Annotated in this window: 14 protein-coding genes; 8 read left to right on the top strand and 6 right to left on the bottom strand. The window is 65.7% G+C overall.

All coding sequences use genetic code 11. The annotated features are described in order from the left end of the window. The first annotated feature begins 17 nt into the window (after positions 1-17). Entirely contained in the window at positions 18-1,034 is a 1,017-nt protein-coding gene (locus J2X38_RS16785; RefSeq protein ID WP_310255650.1) for an Ldh family oxidoreductase, read from the top strand. Between the two features lies 1 nt (position 1,035). Here the strand turns inward: J2X38_RS16785 and J2X38_RS16790 are convergent, their stop codons facing one another. Both J2X38_RS16790 and J2X38_RS16795 read right to left on the bottom strand, forming a co-directional pair. Beyond that, complete coding sequence (locus tag J2X38_RS16790) at positions 1,036-2,238, bottom strand: Xaa-Pro peptidase family protein (RefSeq protein WP_310255652.1); 1,203 nt, start codon at positions 2,236-2,238, stop codon at positions 1,036-1,038. 1 nt (position 2,239) lies between these two features. Beyond that, entirely contained in the window at positions 2,240-3,514 is a 1,275-nt protein-coding gene (locus tag J2X38_RS16795; RefSeq protein ID WP_310255654.1) for an FAD-binding oxidoreductase, read from the bottom strand. Positions 3,515-3,562: 48 nt separating this feature from the next. Between J2X38_RS16795 and J2X38_RS16800 the strand changes: the two genes are divergently transcribed. The 5 genes from J2X38_RS16800 to J2X38_RS16820 all read left to right on the top strand — a co-directional run bounded on the left by J2X38_RS16800 (position 3,563) and on the right by J2X38_RS16820 (position 9,652). Then, positions 3,563-4,477 (top strand): dihydrodipicolinate synthase family protein, encoded by a 915-nt coding sequence (locus J2X38_RS16800; protein WP_058537505.1) that lies wholly within the window; start codon positions 3,563-3,565, stop codon positions 4,475-4,477. Between the two features lie 17 nt (positions 4,478-4,494). Beyond that, entirely contained in the window at positions 4,495-5,493 is a 999-nt protein-coding gene (locus J2X38_RS16805) for a 4-hydroxyproline epimerase (RefSeq protein WP_310255657.1), read from the top strand. Positions 5,494-5,500: 7 nt separating this feature from the next. After that, on the top strand, positions 5,501-6,148 hold the full coding sequence (locus J2X38_RS16810) for a GntR family transcriptional regulator (RefSeq protein WP_310255659.1): 648 nt from the start codon (positions 5,501-5,503) through the stop codon (positions 6,146-6,148). A gap of 46 nt (positions 6,149-6,194) precedes the next feature. Further along, a complete protein-coding gene (locus J2X38_RS16815) occupies positions 6,195-7,628 on the top strand; it encodes an amino acid permease (protein ID WP_310255660.1) in 1,434 nt (477 codons plus the stop codon). 182 nt (positions 7,629-7,810) lie between these two features. Continuing rightward, the gene (locus J2X38_RS16820; protein ID WP_310255662.1) at positions 7,811-9,652 is read left to right on the top strand and encodes a gamma-glutamyltransferase family protein; all 1,842 of its coding nucleotides are present in this window, start codon (positions 7,811-7,813) and stop codon (positions 9,650-9,652) included. Positions 9,653-9,717: 65 nt separating this feature from the next. Here the strand turns inward: J2X38_RS16820 and J2X38_RS16825 are convergent, their stop codons facing one another. From J2X38_RS16825 to J2X38_RS16840, 4 genes are all read right to left on the bottom strand, one after another. Beyond that, positions 9,718-11,508, bottom strand: a complete 1,791-nt coding sequence (locus J2X38_RS16825; RefSeq protein ID WP_310255664.1) for a DUF885 family protein — start codon at positions 11,506-11,508, stop codon at positions 9,718-9,720. Between the two features lie 25 nt (positions 11,509-11,533). Beyond that, positions 11,534-13,180, bottom strand: a complete 1,647-nt coding sequence (locus J2X38_RS16830) for an amidohydrolase family protein (protein WP_310255666.1) — start codon at positions 13,178-13,180, stop codon at positions 11,534-11,536. A gap of 73 nt (positions 13,181-13,253) precedes the next feature. Beyond that, a complete protein-coding gene (locus J2X38_RS16835) occupies positions 13,254-16,187 on the bottom strand; it encodes a TonB-dependent receptor domain-containing protein (protein WP_310255668.1) in 2,934 nt (977 codons plus the stop codon). A 105-nt stretch (positions 16,188-16,292) separates the two neighbouring features. Beyond that, positions 16,293-16,568, bottom strand: a complete 276-nt coding sequence (locus J2X38_RS16840) for a hypothetical protein (protein ID WP_156419723.1) — start codon at positions 16,566-16,568, stop codon at positions 16,293-16,295. A 136-nt stretch (positions 16,569-16,704) separates the two neighbouring features. On the opposite strand from J2X38_RS16840, the gene J2X38_RS16845 reads away from it, so the two are divergent. Then, entirely contained in the window at positions 16,705-18,144 is a 1,440-nt protein-coding gene (locus tag J2X38_RS16845) for an amidohydrolase family protein (RefSeq protein WP_310255670.1), read from the top strand. Between the two features lie 13 nt (positions 18,145-18,157). Beyond that, positions 18,158-18,628: a nuclear transport factor 2 family protein gene (locus J2X38_RS16850; RefSeq protein WP_310255671.1), complete on the top strand. Its 471-nt coding sequence runs from the start codon at positions 18,158-18,160 to the stop codon at positions 18,626-18,628. Positions 18,629-18,659 lie beyond the last annotated feature (31 nt).

Here is an 18,659-nt window from a genome sequence, read left to right on the forward strand (position 1 = left end):
TTGCTGTGAGATGAGTGATGAGCGACGAAAAAGTCCGACTTTCGCTGGATGACGTGGCGACGCTGTCGCGCGAAATCCTGACGCACCACGGCCTCGCGCCGCAGCATGTCGAGGCGGTGACCGAAACCATCGTCGCCGGCGAACGCGACGAATGCGCGAGTCACGGGATTTATCGCCTGCTCGTTTGCGTCAACACGCTGAAGACAGGCAAAGTGATCAAGGATGCCACCCCCATCGTGCACGATATCGCGCCCGCGCTGGTTCGCGTCGATGCGGGCGGCGGCTTTGCCCAGACCGCGTTCGGCGCGGGGCTGCCGACGCTCGTCGAAAAGGCACGGCGGAATGGAATTGCGGCGCTCGGGATCAACAATTGCGTGCATTTCGCGGCGCTCTGGCCCGAGGTTGAAGCGGTTGCCGCCGCGGGCCTCGTCGCCTTCGCCTGCACCCCCAGCCACGCGTGGGTCGCCCCGGCCGGCGGCATCAAGCCGCTGTTCGGCACCAACCCGATCGCGTTCGGCTGGCCGCGCCCTGGCGCCTATCCCTATATCTTCGATTTCGCGACGAGCGCGGTCGCGCGCGGCGAGATCGAACTGCATCGCCGTGCAGGCAAGCCGATTCCCGAAGGCTGGGGCATCGACGCCGAAGGGCGACCGACGACCGATGCCAAAGCCGCGCTCGACGGCGCGATGCTGACGTTCGGCGGGCACAAGGGGTCGGCGCTCGCGACGATGGTCGAACTGATCGCGGGGCCGCTGATCGGCGATCTCACCAGCGCCGAATCGATCGCGCTCGACGATGGCGCCGGCTCATCGCCGATCGGCGGCGAATTCATTCTCGCGATCGATCCCGCGGGCTTCCTCGGTGCCGAGGCGGCGAAGCATATCGAACGTGCCGAAGCGGTATTCGACGCGATCACCGGGCAGGGCGCGCGCCTGCCGTCGCAGCGCCGCTTCGAGGCGCGCGCGCGCAGCCTCGCGAATGGCGTGCAGGTGCCGCGTCCGCTCTACGACGACGTGCGCGCGCTGCTGGGCTAGCTCAGCCGAACGGCCGGTCGATCGCGGGCGAGGGTTCGGTGAACCATTTGGCGCCGCTTTCGGTCATGTAGAAATGATCCTCGAGCCTGATGCCAAAGCGGTCGGGGATAACGATCATCGGCTCGTTCGAAAAACACATGCCGGGTGCGAGCGGGGTCGTGTCGCCGCGCACCAGATAGGCGGGCTCGTGGATCGACAGCCCGATGCCGTGGCCGGTGCGATGCGGCAGCCCGGGCAAGCGATAGTCGGGGCCGAGCCCCGCCTTCTCCAGCACAGCGCGTGCCGCGGCATCGACCGCCTCGCACGGCGCGCCGGGCAGCGCGGCGTCGAAGGCCGCGGCCTGCGCTTCCTTTTCGAGCTCCCAGATGTGCCGCTGTTCCGCATCGGCCTCGCCGAAGACATAGGTGCGGGTGATGTCCGAATGATAGCCTTCGACGACGCAGCCGACGTCGATCAGCACGACGTCGCCTTCGTGCAATTGCGCGTCGCCGGGAAGTCCGTGCGGAAAGGCGGTCGAGCGGCCGAACTGGACGATGCAGAAATCATTGCCGCCCGGCGCGCCGATCGCGCGGTGCGCCTCCTCCAGAAAGCGTGTGACCTCGCTCGCGCGGATGCCAGGGGCGAGGATGCGCGCGGCGCGGCGATGCACTTCGAGCGTCATCGACTTCGCCTGCTGGAGCAGCGCGAGTTCGGTGGCGGATTTAACCATCCGGCAGCCGTCGACAATCGGCCCGCCGTCGACGATGTCGAGCGCCGCACCGGCGCGGCGGATGCGATCGACGAACAGGAACGCCATGCCCGGATCGATTGCGAGCGTGGTCGCACCAATCTCGCGCAAGGCACCGACCACCAGTTCGGACGGACTCTCATCCTCCTCCCACAATCGCAACTCGACCTCGATCTTGAGGTCGGCCTCGAGCGTGCCGAGCTCGAACGCGGGCGCGATGACGATGGGTTTTCCCGTGCGCGGCAGCAGCATCGCGACGAGCCGCTCGCTCGCGCCCCACGGGATGCCGGCGAAGTAGCGCAGGCTCGCGCCCGCCCCGACCAGCAGCGCGTCGGCGCCGTTCGCGTGCATCAGCCGCCGCGCCTTTTCGATTCGTTGCTCGCGCTCCGCCGCGGCGATCGGCGCGGCGCGATCGGCCCAGGGGGAGATGGCGGCGAGTTCCTGTGCGGCGGTCGATCCGCCGATTCCGTTGGTCATGTCAGGCTCCAAAACGCTTGATGTCGAAGGGGGCGAGGTCAAAGGGCGGCGCGTCGCCAGCGACGAGCGCGGCAATGGCATCGCCCGTCGTCGCGGCGAGGGTCAGGCCCAGATGCTGGTGGCCGAACGCATAGAAAAGGTTCGCCGCGCGGCCGCTCCGCCCGATCGCGGGCAGATAGTCGGGCAGCGTCGGACGCGCGCCCATCCATTCGGCGCCGGGCAGTCCAAAGGACAGGCCGAGCGCCGCGACATGTTTTCGCAGCCGCGCCCATTTGCGCGGATCGGCGGGGCTGGCGCCGCGGCCGAATTCGACGAAGCTCGCGGCGCGCAGCCCCGAGCGGAAGCGGGTGACGATCATCGACCGGTCCTCGAACACCACCGGCGGCATGTCATGCGGCCAGCCGGTGTCGGCCGACTGGATATGATAGCCGCGCTCGGCGATGATCGGCACGCGCTGGCCGATCGACGCCATCAGCGCGCCCGACGCGGCGCCGCCCGCGATCACCATCGCATCCGCGGTGTGGCATGTACCGTCCGCGGCGATGGCGACGGCGCGGCCGTTCTCGATCGCCAGCCGGTCGATCCTCGCTTCGATTCGCGAACCGCCGGCCGCATCGAAGCCCGCGCGCAGCGCCGCGCCCAGCGCATCAAGGTCGGTGATCTGGCCCGATCCCGCAATATGGACGGCTCCCGCGACCGACGCCGAGGTGAGCGCGGCCAACCGCGTCATCTCGGCGGGCGTTGCATCGCGCATCCTCGCTTGGCCGATATCGGTCGTCGCCCAGTGCGCGCGGCCAGCGTCGGCGCTCGCGGCGCTTTCCCACAGGATATAATGGCCATCCTCGACGAGGAGGTCGCCCGCCCCGATTCGGCCCAGCAGCCGGCGCCACGAACCCATCGCATCGCCCAGCGCCTGACCGAGCGCCGCGCGGCCGGCCGCGAAGCGCACGGGACTCGTCGCGGCGACGAGCCGCAGCGAGAAGGGCAGCCACGCGCCGATATCGCGCAGCGGCAACGACAGCGCGCCGCCCCGCCAGAACAGGCGGCGCGGCATCGAGCGGATCGTCGCGCGCGACGCGAGCGGTTCGACCTGTTCGATGGCGATATGACCCGCATTGCCCCATGATGCGGCAGGGGCTGCCGGGGGCGAATCGATCAATGTGACTGAAATATCGCGTTTTTGTAGCGCGAGAGCGGTGGCGAGTCCGACGACGCCACCGCCAATTACGACGGCATTCTGCAGATCGGACGAGCGAGATGGAAAATCATTTGGCATCTTGTATCATATACCGTATACGATCTGAAGCTTCAACGGAGGTAATGAATGAGCGTGATAAGGACACTGTGGGAGGGCGTATATCCCGCAGCTACCACTCAATTCGCCGAAGATCTGTCGGTCGATTTCGATGCAACCCAGCGTGTGCAGAGCGCGCTTGTCGATGACGGGGTGACCGGGCTCATCATTCTCGGCACGTGCGGCGAGAATAATTCGCTCGAGCCCGACGAAAAGCGGAATATCCTGAAAGGCGCGGTCGAGGCGGTTGCCGGGCGCGTGCCCGTCGTCGCGGGCGTGTCCGAACTCACCACCGCGCGCGCGATCCAATATGCGAAGGATGCCGAAAAGCTCGGCGCCGATGCGATCATGCTCTTGCCCGCGATGGTCTATGTGCCGACTCCCGAAGAGCTGCAGGCGCATTTCCGTGCCGTTGCCGAGGCGACCTCGCTGCCGGTCATGCTCTATAACAATCCGCCCGCGTACCGCGTCGACGTCGATTTCGCGACGCTCGAAGCGCTGCGCGACGTGTCCAACATCGTCGCGATCAAGGAAAGCGCGCCCGATCCGCGCCGCTTCACCGATGTCTTCAACCGTTTCGGCGATCGCTATACGGTGATGGCCGGGCTCGACGACGTCGCGCTCGAGGGCCTGTTCCTCGGCGCCAGTGGCTGGGTTTCGGGGCTGACGAGCGCCTTCCCGACCGAATCGGTCCGCCTTGTCGCGGCCTTCAACGAGGGCAGACATGACGAGGCGCTGGCGATCTATCGCTGGTTCATGCCGCTTCTCCATCTCGACGCCGACCGCGATCTGGTCCAGTCGATCAAGCTCGCCGAAGAGATCATGGGGCGCGGTTCCGAACGCGTCCGCATGCCGCGCCTGCCGCTCGCTGGCCAGCGCCGCAAGGATGTGATCGCGATGGTCGAAAAATGCGCGGCGACGCAGCCGAGCAAGATCGCAGCCTGACGGGCCAGGGAGAGTCCATGCGCCACACCTTCTTCTGCATCGACGGCCACACTGCCGGAAATCCGGTCCGGCTGGTCGCCGGTGGTGCGCCGCTCGTCCGCGGAGGGTCGATGGGCGAGCGGCGCCAGGATTTCCTCGACCGGTTCGACTGGATCCGGACGAGCCTTTGTTTCGAACCGCGCGGGCACGACATGATGTCGGGCGGATTTCTTTATCCGCCCACTCAGCCGGACAGCGACATCGGCATCCTGTTCATCGAAACGAGCGGCTGCCTTCCGATGTGCGGCCACGGGACGATCGGGCTCATCACCTTTGGGCTCGAGAATGGGCTGATTACCCCGCGGGTGCCCGGCAAGCTGCGCGTCGAGGTTCCCGCGGGAACGATCGACATCGAATATGGCACCGGGGGTGACCGGGTTTCGTGGGTGCGGATCCGCAACGTGCCCTCCTATCTCGCGGCCGAGGGGATCGAAATCGACGTCCCCGGTTTCGGCCGGCTCAAGGTCGATGTTGCCTATGGCGGCAATTATTATGCGATCATCGAGCCGCAGGGCCCCTATATCGGTCTCGATGCGCTCGGCGCGGCGCGGATCGTGGATCTGAGCCGCACCATTCGCTCGCTGATGCAGGCGGCGTACGAGCCGGTGCATCCCGTTGACGACCGCATTCGGGGCGTCAGCCATGTCATGTGGACCGACCGCCCCAAAGGTGAAGGCGCCGACGGCCGCAACGCGGTCTTTTATGGCGAGCGCGCGATCGACCGCAGTCCGTGCGGCACCGGCACGTCGGCGCGGATGGCGCATCTCGTCGCCAAGGGACGGCTGCAGGTTGGCGACCGTTTCGTCCACGAAAGCTATATCTGCAGCCGCTTCATCGGACGGGTCGAGGACAATGCGATGCTCGGCGATACGCCCGGCATTATTCCCTCGATCGAGGGATCGGCGATCGCGACCGGATTCAACACGATCTGGGTCGATCAAGCAGACAGCTTCTGGAATGGATTTTCGGTGCTATGAGGTCTGTATGAGCCTCATCATCCGAAACCTGTCCGACCAGCTGGTGGACCTCGTCCGCGACCGCATCCTTTCGGGCGGCGTTTCCAGCGAACATGCAATCCGCCAGGACGCGCTGGCCGCCGAACTCGGCGTCAGCAAGATCCCGCTACGCGAAGCGCTCGCCCGCCTCGAAGAGGAAGGGCTGGTCCGATCACAGGCGAACCGCGGCTTCTTTGTGCGGTCGCTCAGCGCTTCGGAGGCGCAGGAAGTCTATGAGCTGCGTATCAAGCTGGAACCCGACGCCACCGCGCGCGCCGCGCTGCTCGCGACCGAGGCCGATCATTCCCATGCGATCGAAACGCTCGATACGCTCGACCATGTCACCGATGAGCATGGCGACGGCGTCGGCGCCTTCAACCGCGCTTTCCACCGCGCGCTGTTCCGCCCGTGCGGCCAGCCGGTCACGATCACCATTCTCGAGCGCCTGCAGGTGCTCTCCGAACGCTATGTGCGCGTCCACCTCGAACCGCTGGGGCGCGACGAGCGCGCGAACGAGGAACATCACCAGCTGCTCGAGGCGTGGCTTGCGCGCGACGCGGACAAGGTCTCGGTGCTGGTCGATGCGCATATCCGCAAGACGCTGGACGATCTGCGACAGCAGCTCGTCGACGATTAACAGGGGGGCCGGCTGCCGTCGGCTCCAGATAAGGGAGGAGCAATAGGTGGCAGCAGGTTTTTTCGGGCCGATAAAGCCCATCGCGGTCGCGCGGCAGGAGGCGGGGCATAGCCTGCGCGCCACGCTCAGCTGGCCGCATCTTGTGGCGCTGGGGGTCGGCGCGATCGTCGGAACGGGTATCTACACGCTGACCGGAGTCGGCGCCGAGCGCGCGGGTCCCGCGGTGATCCTTGCCTTTGCCATTGCCGGTGCGGTCTGCGCCTGCGCCGCGCTCGCCTATGCCGAACTGGCGACGATGATCCCCACGTCGGGCAGCGCCTATACCTATACCTATTCGGTGCTCGGCGAGACGCTCGCGTGGATCGTCGGGTGGAGCCTGATCCTCGAATATTCGCTTGCCTGTTCGACCGTCGCGGTCGGCTGGTCGGGTTATCTGGTCGGCTGGATCCAGTCGGCGGGCATCCATCTGCCCCCCGCCCTGCTATCCGGCCCGCACGCCGGCGGCATCGTCAACCTGCCCGCCGTGCTCGTCGCGCTTGGCGTCGCCGGCATGCTGATGGCGGGCACGCGCGAGAGCGCGACGCTCAACATCATCCTCGTGGTGATCAAGCTCGTCGCGCTGTCGATTTTCGTCGCCTTTGCGGCGCCCGCGTTCGACGCGAACAATCTCCAGCCCTTCATGCCCTATGGATTTGCCAGCCATGTCGACGCGAGCGGCGCGACCAAGGGGGTGATGGCGGCCGCCGCGATCGTCTTCTTCGCCTTCTATGGCTTCGACGCGGTCGCGACCTCGGCCGAAGAGACCAAGAATCCCAAGCGCGACCTGACGATCGGCATCATCGGGTCGATGGCGATCTGCACGCTCATCTACATGCTCGTCGCGGTCAGCGCGGTCGGCGCGATGCATTATACGACGCTCGGCAATTCGCCCGAGCCGCTCGCGCTCGTGCTCCGCACGCTCGGCCACCCGGTCGCCTCACACTTGGTCGCGCTCGCGGCCCTCATCGCCTTGCCGTCGGTCATCCTCGTGATGATGTACGGCCAGAGCCGCGTCTTCTTTGTGATGAGCCGTGACGGCCTGCTGCCGCGCTCGCTGAGCCGCGTGTCCGAACGCACGGGGACGCCGGTGTTCGTCACCGGCGTGACGGGTGTTTTCGTCGCCGGCGTGGCGGGCTTCTTCCGCCTCGACGAAATCGCCGAGCTGGCAAATGCGGGCACGCTGATCGCCTTCATCGCGGTCGGCGTCTGCCTGATGGTGCTGCGCAAAAAGGCGCCCGACCTGCCGCGCGTGTTCCGCTGCCCGGCGCCCTATCTGGTCGGCACGCTCGCGGTGCTCGGCTGCCTCTATCTGCTGTTCAGCCTGCCCAGCATGACGCTGGTCCGCTTCCTCGGATGGAACATCCTCGGCATCCTCGTCTACTTCGCTTACGGCCGCGCGCGCAGCCTCGCACGGCGCGATCAGGCGGTCGTCGGAATCTGACAGGGCCCGGCGCGGCGATCGCCGGCCGGTCGGTCTATCGAAGGGCTATGGGGCAGCAATGTCCCATAGCCCTTTCGGTTTTCGCTTTCCGCGCCGCACCTTTGCGCGATCGTATATCAAATCCGGTCTTGCTATCGCGCCCGCATCTCGCAGAATGATTTTTTTCACAAGGATTTGAACCCATGCATCGTCGCACACTCCTTGCCGCCGTTCCGGCCGCCGCATTGCTGCCGACCGCCGGCTTTGCGCAGGGCGGCCAGCCCAAGGCGGCGCCCAAGGCGAGCGGTTCGGCGCCGCCGGTGTGGGAAGCGGGCGCGGACCGGTTTGTCCGCCCTGACGTTCAGGGCGGCGACCGGCCGGTCGGTGCAAGCTTCGCCTCGCGCACCGCGGCCTATGGCCTCCATGGCGCGGCGGGCACCGCGCATCCGCTCGCGACGCAGGCGGGGATCGACATATTGAAGCGCGGCGGGTCGGCGGTCGACGCCGCGATCGCGATCAACGCGTGCCTCGGCCTCCTCGAACCGACCGCGAACGGCATCGGCGGCGACGTTTATGCGATGATCTGGGACCCCAAGACAAAGAAGCTCGCCGGGCTTGCCGGGTCGGGGAAGAGCCCACGCGGACTCGACCTCGCGACGGTGCGCAGCCGCGCGAAGGGTGGCACGCTGCCCGCCTATGGCGCGATCAGCGTGTCGGTGCCGGGCGCGGTCGACGGCTGGTGGACGATGCACCAGCGTTACGGAAAATTGCCGTGGAAGGAGCTGTTCGAACCCGTCATCGCGCATGCCGAGGCGGGCGCGCCGGTGCCCGACATGATCGCTTATTATATCCGCCGCGCGCTTGCCAATTTCCGCCAGCCTGGCCGCGGGATCGAGGAAATCGACAATGCGATGAGGACCTGGGGCGTCAATGACGGCAAGGGGCCGAATGCAGGGCAGATATTCCGCAACCCCGACCTCGCGCGCACCTTCCGCCTGATCGCCGAAGGGGGCCGCGACGCCTTTTACACCGGCGAGATCGCGCGCACGATCGACAGCTATTTCAAGCGGATCGGCGGCTGGCTGCGTTACGAGGATCTCGCCGCGCACAAGTCCGAATGGATCGAACCGCACAAGACCGGATATCGCGGCACCGACGTCTATGCGCTCGGCGCGAACACGCAGGGCATCGCGACGTTGCAGATGCTCAACATCCTCGAGAATTTCGACCTGAAGGGCGCGGGCTTCCAGTCGGCGCTGTCGATCCATCTGCAGGCCGAGGCCAAGCGCCTCGCCTATGAAGATCGCGCGCGTTACTATGCCGATCCGCATTTCGCCAAGGTGCCGGTCGAATGGCTGGTGTCGAAGGACTATGCCGCCGAGCGCGCCAAGCTGATCCGCCCCGACCGGCTGCTGTCGCCGGTCTATCCGGGGAAGGCGCCGAGCCGCGGCGATACCACCTATTTCAGCTGCGCCGACAAGGACGGCATGATGGTGTCGATGATCCAGTCGAACTTCCGCGGCATGGGGTCGGGGCTGGTCGCCGACGGGCTGGGCTTCATGTTTCAGGATCGCGGGCAGTTGTTCAGCCTTCAGGACGGCCATCCGAACATCTATGCGCCGAGCAAGCGGCCGTTCCAGACGATCATCCCGGGTTTCGCGGCGCGCGGCGACGTGCCGTGGATGAGTTTCGGCGTAATGGGCGGCGACATGCAGCCGCAGGGGCAGGCGCAGATCATCATCAACCGCGTCGATTACGGGCTGGAGATCCAGGCGGCAGGCGACTCGCCGCGCTGGCACCATGAGGGATCGTCCGAGACGATGGGCGAGGATTCGCCGGGCGATGGCATCAATGGCGTGCTGCGGCTTGAAAGCGGCGTCCCCGCGGCGACACAGCGGCAGCTGGCCGACATCGGCTGGACGCTGGGTGAATCCGATGGCGGTTTCGGGCGCTATCAGTGCGTCGAGCATCGCATGGACGGCAAAACGCGCGTCTATGCCGCGGCGAGCGAGATGCGCGCCGATGGGTGTGCCCTCGCCTATTGAGGATCGCATACAAAGAGGGCGACCGCATCGCTGCGGCCGCCCCAGTGTCAGGATCACTGAAATTCCTACGGCGCGCTGACGACCTCGGGCAGCGCGGGGTTGAAGCCCGGCGGGTTCACTCCGCCGTCGGCGATGAACTGGTCGAGCCGCGCTTCGAGCACCGGCAGCGGCACCGAACCCAGTGCGAGGATCGCGTCGTGGAAGTTGCGCTGGTCGAACTTGTCGCCGAGCGCGGCTTCGGCTTCGGCGCGCTTGCGACGGATCAGCATCTCGCCGAGCTTGTACGCCAGTGCCTGTCCCGGCCATGCGATATAGCGATCGATCTCGGTCGTGATCTCATGCTCGGACAGCGCGGTGTTGCCGCGCAGATAGTCCTGCGCCTGCTGCCGGCTCCAGCCATAATGGTGGAGGCCGGTGTCGATGACAAGCCGCGACGCGCGCCACATTTCATAGGAGAGGCGGCCGAAATCCTCGTATGGCGTCTCGTACATGCCGAGCTTGCTGCCCATCCATTCCCAATAGAGCGCCCAGCCCTCGCCATAGCCCGAAAAGCCGGTGGCGCGCCGGAATGCAGGGCGGCGCGTCGCTTCCTGCGCGACCGCCGACTGGAAGCTGTGCCCCGGATTGCATTCGTGGATGGTGAGCGCGGTCAGCGTGTAGAGCGGCCGCGACGGCAGATCATAGGTGTTCATCAGGCAGCTTTCGAGCCCGCCGCGCCCGCCGGTATAGATCGGCGCCAGCGCGGGCGGCACCGGCAGGATCGCAAAGCGCCGCCGCGGCAGGAAGCCGATCGTCTCGGGCAGCTTCGCATCCATCCGCTTCGCCACATAGGAGGATTTGGCGAGCAGCTCGTAAGGCGTCTTGGGATAGAATTGCGGATCGGTGCGCAGGAATTTGAGGAACGCCGGCATGTCGCCCTTGAACCCGGTGCTCGCCTTCACCTGCTCCATCTCGGCCTTGATCCGCGCGACCTCCTTGAGCCCCATCTGGTGGATCTGCTCGGGCGTCAGGTCGAGCGTCGTGAAACCCTTGATCTGCGCCTGATAGAAGGCCGGGCCGTCGGGTTGCTTCTCGCCCGCCAGCGTGGTGCGCGCCTTCTTCATATAGTCGTCGCGGATGAAAGCGTAGAGCTTGGCATAGGCCGGCGCGACGGTCTCGCGGATCACCTTCTCCCCCTCCGCGCGCAGCGCCGCCTGTTCGGCGGCGGGGATCGTCGAGGGCATTTCCTTGAACGCGTCGTAGAATGAGTTGGTTTGATCGGCGGGCAGATAGGGCTTGATCGTGACGTCGCGGCCCTGCACCGCGATCTGCGGCACGCTGAAGCCGCGCGCGAGCCCGGCGCGCATATTCGCGGTCTGCTCGTCGAAGAAGCGCGGGATGTCGCGCATGCGGGCGATATAGTTGCGATACGCCTGCGCGGTCGCAAAGCCGCCGCTGCGCGGATTGAGCCCCGACCAGAAGAAGGTGTCGGCGTTGAACGGCGCCTCATAGGTCTTGTATTTGATGTCGTTCGCCATCGTTTCGATCGACTGGCGGAACACCGCGGCGTTAATCTTCTCTTCGGGCGAAAGCTGATCGGCGGGGATCGCATCGAGTTCGGCGAGCGCCTTGGTCCAGTAATCGAGCCGCGCCTTTTGCGTCGCAGCGTCGACCCTGGGCAGATGCGTCGGGCCGTCGCCATCGCCGCCGCGGCCGCTGCGCAGCCCCTGTTGCTGACGCCAGTCCCATTCGCGCTCGTACAGCGCCTTCAATCGCGCATCCGCGCTGCCCGACGTGGGCGCCTGTGCGATCGCCGCCTGCGCGGCAAAGGCCGCCAGCGCCAGCGCGACCGTCCGCGCCACCGAAACTCCGTTCATTGTCTTCTCCCTTTGTCCGTTCGGATCAGTTCGCGGTCCCTGCATTTTCGATCACCATCGGGCCGGGCGGCAAACCGCGCTCGGCCTTCGATTTCGCCACCATGTCGCGAATTTCGGCGCGCAGCTTCGCCGCGTCGTAGATGATGCCGTCCTTGATCGTGTAGGCGATGCCGCCGACGCGTTCGACCTTGCCCGTCGCATCGTTCAGCCGCACCGATCCGGTACCGAACAGCAGCTTGAGGTTGGCGAGCGGATTGCCCTTCACGACGACGAGGTCGGCCTTGCGCCCGACGCGGATCGTGCCGACCTGATCGTCATGGCCGAGCAGCCGGGCGCCTTCCTGCGTCGCGGCGTGGATCACCTCGAGCGAGCTGAAGCCCGCCTCGCGCATCAGCTCCATTTCCTGAATATAGCCGAAGCCGTAGAGGTTATAGATATAGCCGGCGTCGCTGCCGATCGTCACGCGGCCGCCGCGATTCTTGTAATCGTTCACGAAGCGCATCCAGCGCCGGTAATTGTCCTTCCACGCCATCTCATGCTCGGTGGTCCAGTCGAACCAGTAAGCGCCGTGGTTGACGCGGCTGGGGCGATAATAATCCCACAGCGCGGGCATCGTATATTCGTCGTGCCAGCTCGCGCGGCTCATGCGCATGAAGTCGCGGCTGGTCAGGTACGCGGTGAAGGTCGGGTCGAGCACGAACTTGCGCTCGAGCAAGGTGTCCATGACCTTGTTCCACGCGTCGGACCCTGGCTCGGCGGTTTGCGCCCACAGCTTCCCGGCTTCGCCGAAGCGCATCTGCTCGTCGTTGTTGATGAAGTCGGTGGGGAAGGACTGGACGCGCTTGTCGGTGAACATCGCCTCGGGCAGCCCGTACCAATGCTCCATGCTTTCAAGACCGGCGCCCGACGTGTCCACCACATCGGCATAGGCGACCAGCTGCTGCGCATGGTGCATCGTGCTGTGCAGCCCCTGCTTCTTCGTCTCGTCGATCGCGGCGAAGAGCACATCCTCGGGCGCGCCGCCGATGAACTTGATGCCGTCGGCGCCGCGCTTCTTCGCCTCCTGGATAACTGCGCGCGCTGTCGCCGCGTCGTTCACCGGCCCGCGAATCTGGTGGAACATCGGATAGATGTCGATCCGCGGGGCGACGATCTCGTTGCGCTCGCTGCGCTTCTTGATGTCGACCAGCCATTCGATCGGGTGACCGCTGCCAAGGTCGCGGACCGAGGTGATGCCGTGGGCCATCCACAGCTTGAGGATGTAGTCCGACGGCACCTTCTGCGAATCGCTGAGCGAATGAAGGTGGACGTGCGCGTCGACGAACCCCGGCATCACATAATAGCCGGTAAGATCCATCTCCTGATCGCCGGGTGCGGCGCGCTCGGCAGGATCGATCGCGCCGGGGGAACCGATCGACTTGATCTGCGCGATGCGGTCGTTCTCGATCACGATATCGAACGGACCCTGCGCGGGTGCACCGGTGCCGTCGATCATGGTGACGTTGCGCAGCACGACGCGCTTGAACGGACCGATTCCTTCGGTGCGTGCGGGGATGACGTCGGCCGCCGTCTGTCCGGCCGGCGCGGGCGCCGCTGCGGTGGTGACGGGGAGGACGGCGAATAAGGAAGCGGCCGCCATCAGGGCGGCGATACGACGCGGTTTGAAGGTCATGAAATAGCGCCTTCCATAGCGGAAAAAGAAAGGCCGGCGGAGCAGTGACGCGCCGCCGGCCGGGAGCAACTTTTTAGAACTTCATCCGGACACCGGCGAAATAGCGCCGGCCGAGCGTGTCGTAGAGCGACACGTCGACGTTGGCGTCGCCGACGAAAGTGGTGCCGAGGATCGGCGGCATCTTGTCGAGCAGATTGTCGACGCCGGCGAAGAAGGTGAAGTTGTCGTTGATCTCGAAGGTGCTGGTCAGGTCGAAATACCAGGTGGCCGGGGCCGTCTTGATATTGGTGGTGGTGACCGTCGGGAACACTTTGAGGCCGCCGATCATTCGGGCCTGACCGCGGATGCTCAGCGGACCGCTGGTGTAGGCGGCGCCAAGATTCAGCTTGAAGTCCGGAACGATAAACCCGCCGGTGCCGGTCGAACAGCCCGCGCCATAGAAGCCGGCGCAATCCTGCGGGGCGACGGTGCTGAGCACCTGCGTCGAGCGTTCGAACAGCCAGCTCGCAACACCGGTCAGGCGCAGCTGGGCATCGTCACCGAGCGCCGCGGGAAGCGGGATGGTGTAATCGCCCTGTACGTCGAGACCGCGGACCTTGAGCGCACCGATATTATTCTGGTTGGTGCGGACATAGTCGATCTGGCCGCTGGAGAGGCGGAAGACCGACCGGCAGGTCGGGCTGTTCGCGTTGAGACCCGTGTAGCAGTCGTTCAACGTCTGCTGCGCGTTGATCGTCGTGATCGCGCCCTTCACCTCGACATTGAAATAGTCGACGGTGATGTTGAGGCGCGGGATGAACGGCGGCGAGATCACCGCACCGATCGTGTAGGTCTTCGACTTTTCTTCGGTCAGGTTGGGATTGCCGCCCGTTTCCTGCGTCAGCCCCAACGTCGCCTGCGTGAAGGTCGCGATGTCGCCCGCAGGAACGCCCTGCGCGACGCAGAAGTCGCGCAGCTGTTGGCTGCGTGGGTCGGTGCCGGTCAGGTTCGGACGCGCGCACGGATCGGTGCCCCCGGTGAAGCCCTGACCCACGGCCGAAAATAGCTCGTTGATGTTCGGCGCGCGGATCGCGCTGTTATACGCACCGCGAATGCGGACCCAGCTGACCGGCGCCCATTCGCCACCCGCTTTCCAGGTGAAGACCCCGCCGACGGTCGAATAGTCCGAATAGCGCGCCGCCCCTTCGATCGCGAGCGTGTCGAAGAAGGGCGTGTCCGACAGGATCGGGATGCGGATTTCGCCGAAGATTTCCTTCACGTCGAACGAACCCGACAGCGCGTTGTTCGACGCGGCGCCATATTCCTTGTTGAGGTCCATCGCGCTCGGCGTCGACTGATAGCTGTCCTTGCGATATTCGACGCCCACCGCCACCGCGACCGGCCCCGCGGGCAGGTCGAACAACGTGCCGCTCAGCGAGGCGCCGGCGACCTGGCGTTCGAAGATGTCGTGGCTCGTACGCGGCGGCGTCAGATAGACGCCGGCTTGGGGGGAAATCGAACCGAGGCCGAAGATCGAGACGGGGACGCAGCCCGGAACTCCCGACCTGCAAACGACCTGGCCCGAACCGTTGACGATCGAATCGAGCCCAAGGCTGAGGCGCGTCTGGTTGATCACGCCTTCGGCCCGGGTATCGGTGCGGTTGCGCAGATATTGATAGAAAGCATCCCAGCGCCAGCTATGCTTGCCGACGTCGAAATCGCCGCGCAGGCCGGTGGTGATCGCATAGGACTGGCGTTCGAAGAAGCTGTCGCGCGTGCCGAGTTCGTCGGCGCGCCGGCCGCCGCCGACCACAGCTGCGGTGCCGTCACCATCGGCATCGAACAGCGCGCGATTGTTGATGAAGAAATCGCGCACTGCGGGCGACAGGCTGGCACTGGTCGCATAGTTCGGCACGAGCAGCGTCGACGACGCCGCGCCGGGCGTTACCGGCGTGAAACTGTCGGGTGCCAGCTTCGAATTGTTGCGCGCGTTGACGAAGAAGGCTTCGGCATAGGCGGTGATATGGTCGGTGACGTCATAATGCGCCAGCGCCGAGAAATTGATGCGTTCGAGCGGACGCTGGAGCAGGTTGAACGGCGCGTAATTATAGGTGTCCTCGGGCTGGCAATAGGGCAGCGGGGTGCCGCCGGCGCCGAAGCGGATGCCGGTGATCGAGGTGCAGGGGCCGCTCGGCGTCAAGTTGACGCCGACCAGCGCATTGCGCTGCGCCTGGCTGAGCGGGACGCGAGTGCCCGGGATGTTGCCCGAACCCGAATAGACGAGCTGGCCGTTGATTTCGGCGAGCGGAACCCGGCCGAACGGACGGTCGGCCTGCGTGATCGGATCCTGTTTTGCCCAGGCGCCCGAAATCGCGACGTTGCCGCGGCCGCCGCCGAGGTCGGCGCCGAAGGTGATGTCGATCTTTTTCGACGCGGCGTCGCCGCGGTCCGAAATGCCGGCCTGCGCCGACATCTGCAGGCCTTCGAAGCTGTCGTCGAGGATGAAGTTCACCGCGCCCGCGATTGCGTCCGAACCATAGACCGCCGACGCACCGCCGGTGATCACCTCGACCCGCTTGATCAGCGCGTCGGGGATGCTGGTCAAGTCGACCGAGCCGTTCGAGTTCGCCGGAATGAAGCGGCGACCGTTGACCAGCGTCAGCGTGCGCGTTTCGCCCAGCCCGCGCAGGTTCGCGGTGAGCACGCCCGCGCCGCCGCCGTTGTTGACGGTCGAGGTATTGCCCGAGGCGAGCTGCGGGAATTCGTTCATCGTCTTTTCGAGCGTGAGGTTGCCCGACAGCTGGACATCTTCCTGTCCGACGACCGTGATCGGGCTCGGCGCGGTCAGGTCGGTGCGCTGCAGGCGCGACCCCGTCACGATGATGTCGGTCGGCGCTTCAGCGGCGGTTTCGTCGGCCGCAACATCCTGCGCGGATGCGACGCCGGGCAGCAGGATGGTGGACAACAGGCTGGTGGCAAGAAGTATGCGGCGAAAACGGACCTGCGGATTGATTCGATCGTAAGACATATGGACGCTCCCTGTGTACGGCCTTTGGCCTGTCGTTGATTTCGCTTGTGCCGCCCGCCGACCGGCGGGCGACGTCGTTCTCCTGCACACTTCCCCGGACGCCGCTCAGGCCTCATTTTTTGTCCGGGACAGGCGCGATTTTTCGCGCCGCGACCCGGCTGGCTGAACGGTGAACATGTCGGAGCTTTGGGCGCCCTCGCTGGCAGCGGGATCGAAGGGGAAACACGTCCCTTCATCGCGCGCGGGGCGGTGATCGGTGGCCGCCGGAATGCCCTTGCGGGCTCCGGGCATTTGAGTCTGATAGGATAGCCTTGGCGCGTGAGCGGCCATCCGCGAAAAAGCGGCGGCGCCACGCGTCGCTAATTCCTCGCGGTACAGCATCAGGACCCCTTTTTGCTATTACTGTATACGAAATACGATATACTCAATCTTCGAAGAGTCAATGCCACATGTTTCCGGGGAGGGTCGCTTGACCGCAACAAACTGTCTTAGAACCGCTTTTGCCGGCATGTTTCTGATGTTTTCCGCGCTTTTCGTCCCGGCGGCGACTCGCGCGGAGGCGCCTGCCGGGGGGCGGATCGCCATCACCGGCGTCACGCTGATCGACGGGACGGGCGCCCCGCCGAAGCCGGGCATGACCGTCGTCGTCGAAAAGGGCCGGATCGTTTCGATCGCCAAGGGCGGTGCCGACACGGCGGGGGCGCAAGTCATCGACGGCCGCGGTCGCTATCTGCTGCCCGGCTTCATCGACAGCAATGTCCATGTCTCGGTCTATGGCCAGCCGGCGCGACGCGACACGTCGCTGAAATATGCCGACCGCGGCGAGGAACTCGCGCTCGAATTCGCGCAGCGCGCGCTGACCTATGGCGTGACGACGATGCGCGACAGCTATGGCGTCTTGCCGCCGATCCTGACGGTGCGCGACCGTATCGACCGTGGCGAAGTCGTCGGCGCGAGGCTCAAGGCAGCGGGCAACATCCTCGGCTGGGGCGGGCCCTTCTCGCTGACCTTCTCGCTCACCAAGGATTCGGACCTGTCGCTGTTCCAGGAGAAATGGAACGACCTGCTCGCGCAGGACATGGGCGAAGAGATCATGGACATGACGCCCGACGAGCTGCGCGTCGCGATGAACCGCTATCTCGACAAGGGGGTCGACTTCATCAAATATGGCGGCACCAGCCATTTCCTGCGCCCCGCGCTGATCGGCTTTTCGCCGCGCCAGCAGGCGGTGATCGTCGAGGAAGCCCACAAGCGCGGCAAGCCGGTCGAGACGCACGCCACCAGTTCGGAAGGACTGACGCTCGCAGTCGAAGCGGGGATCGACCTGATCCAGCATCCCGAGCTGACGAGCCGCGACCTGCCCGACGATCTCATCGCGCTGATCGTGAAGAAGGATGTGCTGTGCGGGATCCGGTCGAATTACATCACCGGCGACTATCGAAAAAAGCATCTCGCCAAGCGCGCAGAACTGGAGGCGAAGATCGCGAAGATGCCGCCCGCGACGACCAGCGCCGAACGCTGGCGGCGGCTCGAAATGATGGACGACAATCAGGACGTGCAGCGCCGCAACGCCGAACGGCTGATCAAGGCGGGATGCCGGGTCACCCCGGCGACCGACAGCTTCTATGGCGACGCTCCCGAATTCCGCCGCGTGCCCAAGGGCGATGAGGCCGAGCCGGGGATCGGCACGATCCGCGCGATCGAGGGGCTCGTCGAACTCGGCATGACCCCGATGGAGGCGATCGTCGCGGGCACCAAACATGGCGCCGCCGCCGCGCGCATGAGCGCCGACCTCGGCACGATCGAGCCCGGCAAGATCGCCGACCTCGTCCTGCTGAAGGACGACCCGCTCGCCGACATTCGCAATATCGAAAAGGTCGAGACGGTGATCGCGGGCGGGAAGATCGTCGATCGCTCGCGCCTGCCCGAACATCCGCTGTTCCTGCGCAAACCCTGAGGAGAGAGATCCCATGACGAAGTGGATAAGGATGCTGCTGGCGGCGCTGCTGCTGTTCGGCGCCACAACTCCGGCACGCGCCGACGATGCGGCGGAGAAGGCGGCGATCCTGAAGGTCGTGGCCGATATGGAGGCGGCGTGGAACCGCAGCGATTTTACCGGCTATATGGCGGGCTTCTGGAACCCCGGGGTGACCTTCGTCTCGGGCGGCAAGATCCAGGACGGGTGGCAGGGCACGCTCGACCATTATGTCCGCGACTATGGCGGCTCACCCGGGCGGCGCGGCACGCTCCATTTCTATGACATCAGCATCGACATCCTCGCGCCCGACGCCGCGCTGCTCATCAGCCACTATCATCTCGCGCGGCCCGAGCGGTCGCAAGAAGGGATCAACACCCGTCTGTTTCGCAAGATCGACGGCCGCTGGGTGATCGCGATGAACCATGTTTCGTCCTACGACCCCGCAGCGCCGGCCGCGAAATAGCCTGCCTCAGCCGCCGCCCGCCAGACCCCAC

This window comes from Sphingopyxis sp. BE235 (assembly GCF_031457175.1).
Classification (GTDB): Bacteria; Pseudomonadota; Alphaproteobacteria; order Sphingomonadales; family Sphingomonadaceae; genus Sphingopyxis.

What these genes read in the sequence shown, in the direction of transcription:
- J2X38_RS16785 (WP_310255650.1), top strand. Translation starts at nt 18, where the DNA reads ATGAGCGACGAAAAAGTCCGACTTTCGCTGGATGACGTGGCGACGCTG.
- J2X38_RS16790 (WP_310255652.1), bottom strand. Translation starts at nt 2,238, where the DNA reads ATGACCAACGGAATCGGCGGATCGACCGCCGCACAGGAACTCGCCGCC.
- J2X38_RS16795 (WP_310255654.1), bottom strand. Translation starts at nt 3,514, where the DNA reads ATGCCAAATGATTTTCCATCTCGCTCGTCCGATCTGCAGAATGCCGTC.
- J2X38_RS16800 (WP_058537505.1), top strand. Translation starts at nt 3,563, where the DNA reads ATGAGCGTGATAAGGACACTGTGGGAGGGCGTATATCCCGCAGCTACC.
- J2X38_RS16805 (WP_310255657.1), top strand. Translation starts at nt 4,495, where the DNA reads ATGCGCCACACCTTCTTCTGCATCGACGGCCACACTGCCGGAAATCCG.
- J2X38_RS16810 (WP_310255659.1), top strand. Translation starts at nt 5,501, where the DNA reads ATGAGCCTCATCATCCGAAACCTGTCCGACCAGCTGGTGGACCTCGTC.
- J2X38_RS16820 (WP_310255662.1), top strand. Translation starts at nt 7,811, where the DNA reads ATGCATCGTCGCACACTCCTTGCCGCCGTTCCGGCCGCCGCATTGCTG.
- J2X38_RS16825 (WP_310255664.1), bottom strand. Translation starts at nt 11,508, where the DNA reads ATGAACGGAGTTTCGGTGGCGCGGACGGTCGCGCTGGCGCTGGCGGCC.
- J2X38_RS16830 (WP_310255666.1), bottom strand. Translation starts at nt 13,180, where the DNA reads ATGACCTTCAAACCGCGTCGTATCGCCGCCCTGATGGCGGCCGCTTCC.
- J2X38_RS16835 (WP_310255668.1), bottom strand. Translation starts at nt 16,187, where the DNA reads ATGTCTTACGATCGAATCAATCCGCAGGTCCGTTTTCGCCGCATACTT.
- J2X38_RS16840 (WP_156419723.1), bottom strand. Translation starts at nt 16,568, where the DNA reads ATGCTGTACCGCGAGGAATTAGCGACGCGTGGCGCCGCCGCTTTTTCG.
- J2X38_RS16845 (WP_310255670.1), top strand. Translation starts at nt 16,705, where the DNA reads ATGTTTTCCGCGCTTTTCGTCCCGGCGGCGACTCGCGCGGAGGCGCCT.
- J2X38_RS16850 (WP_310255671.1), top strand. Translation starts at nt 18,158, where the DNA reads ATGACGAAGTGGATAAGGATGCTGCTGGCGGCGCTGCTGCTGTTCGGC.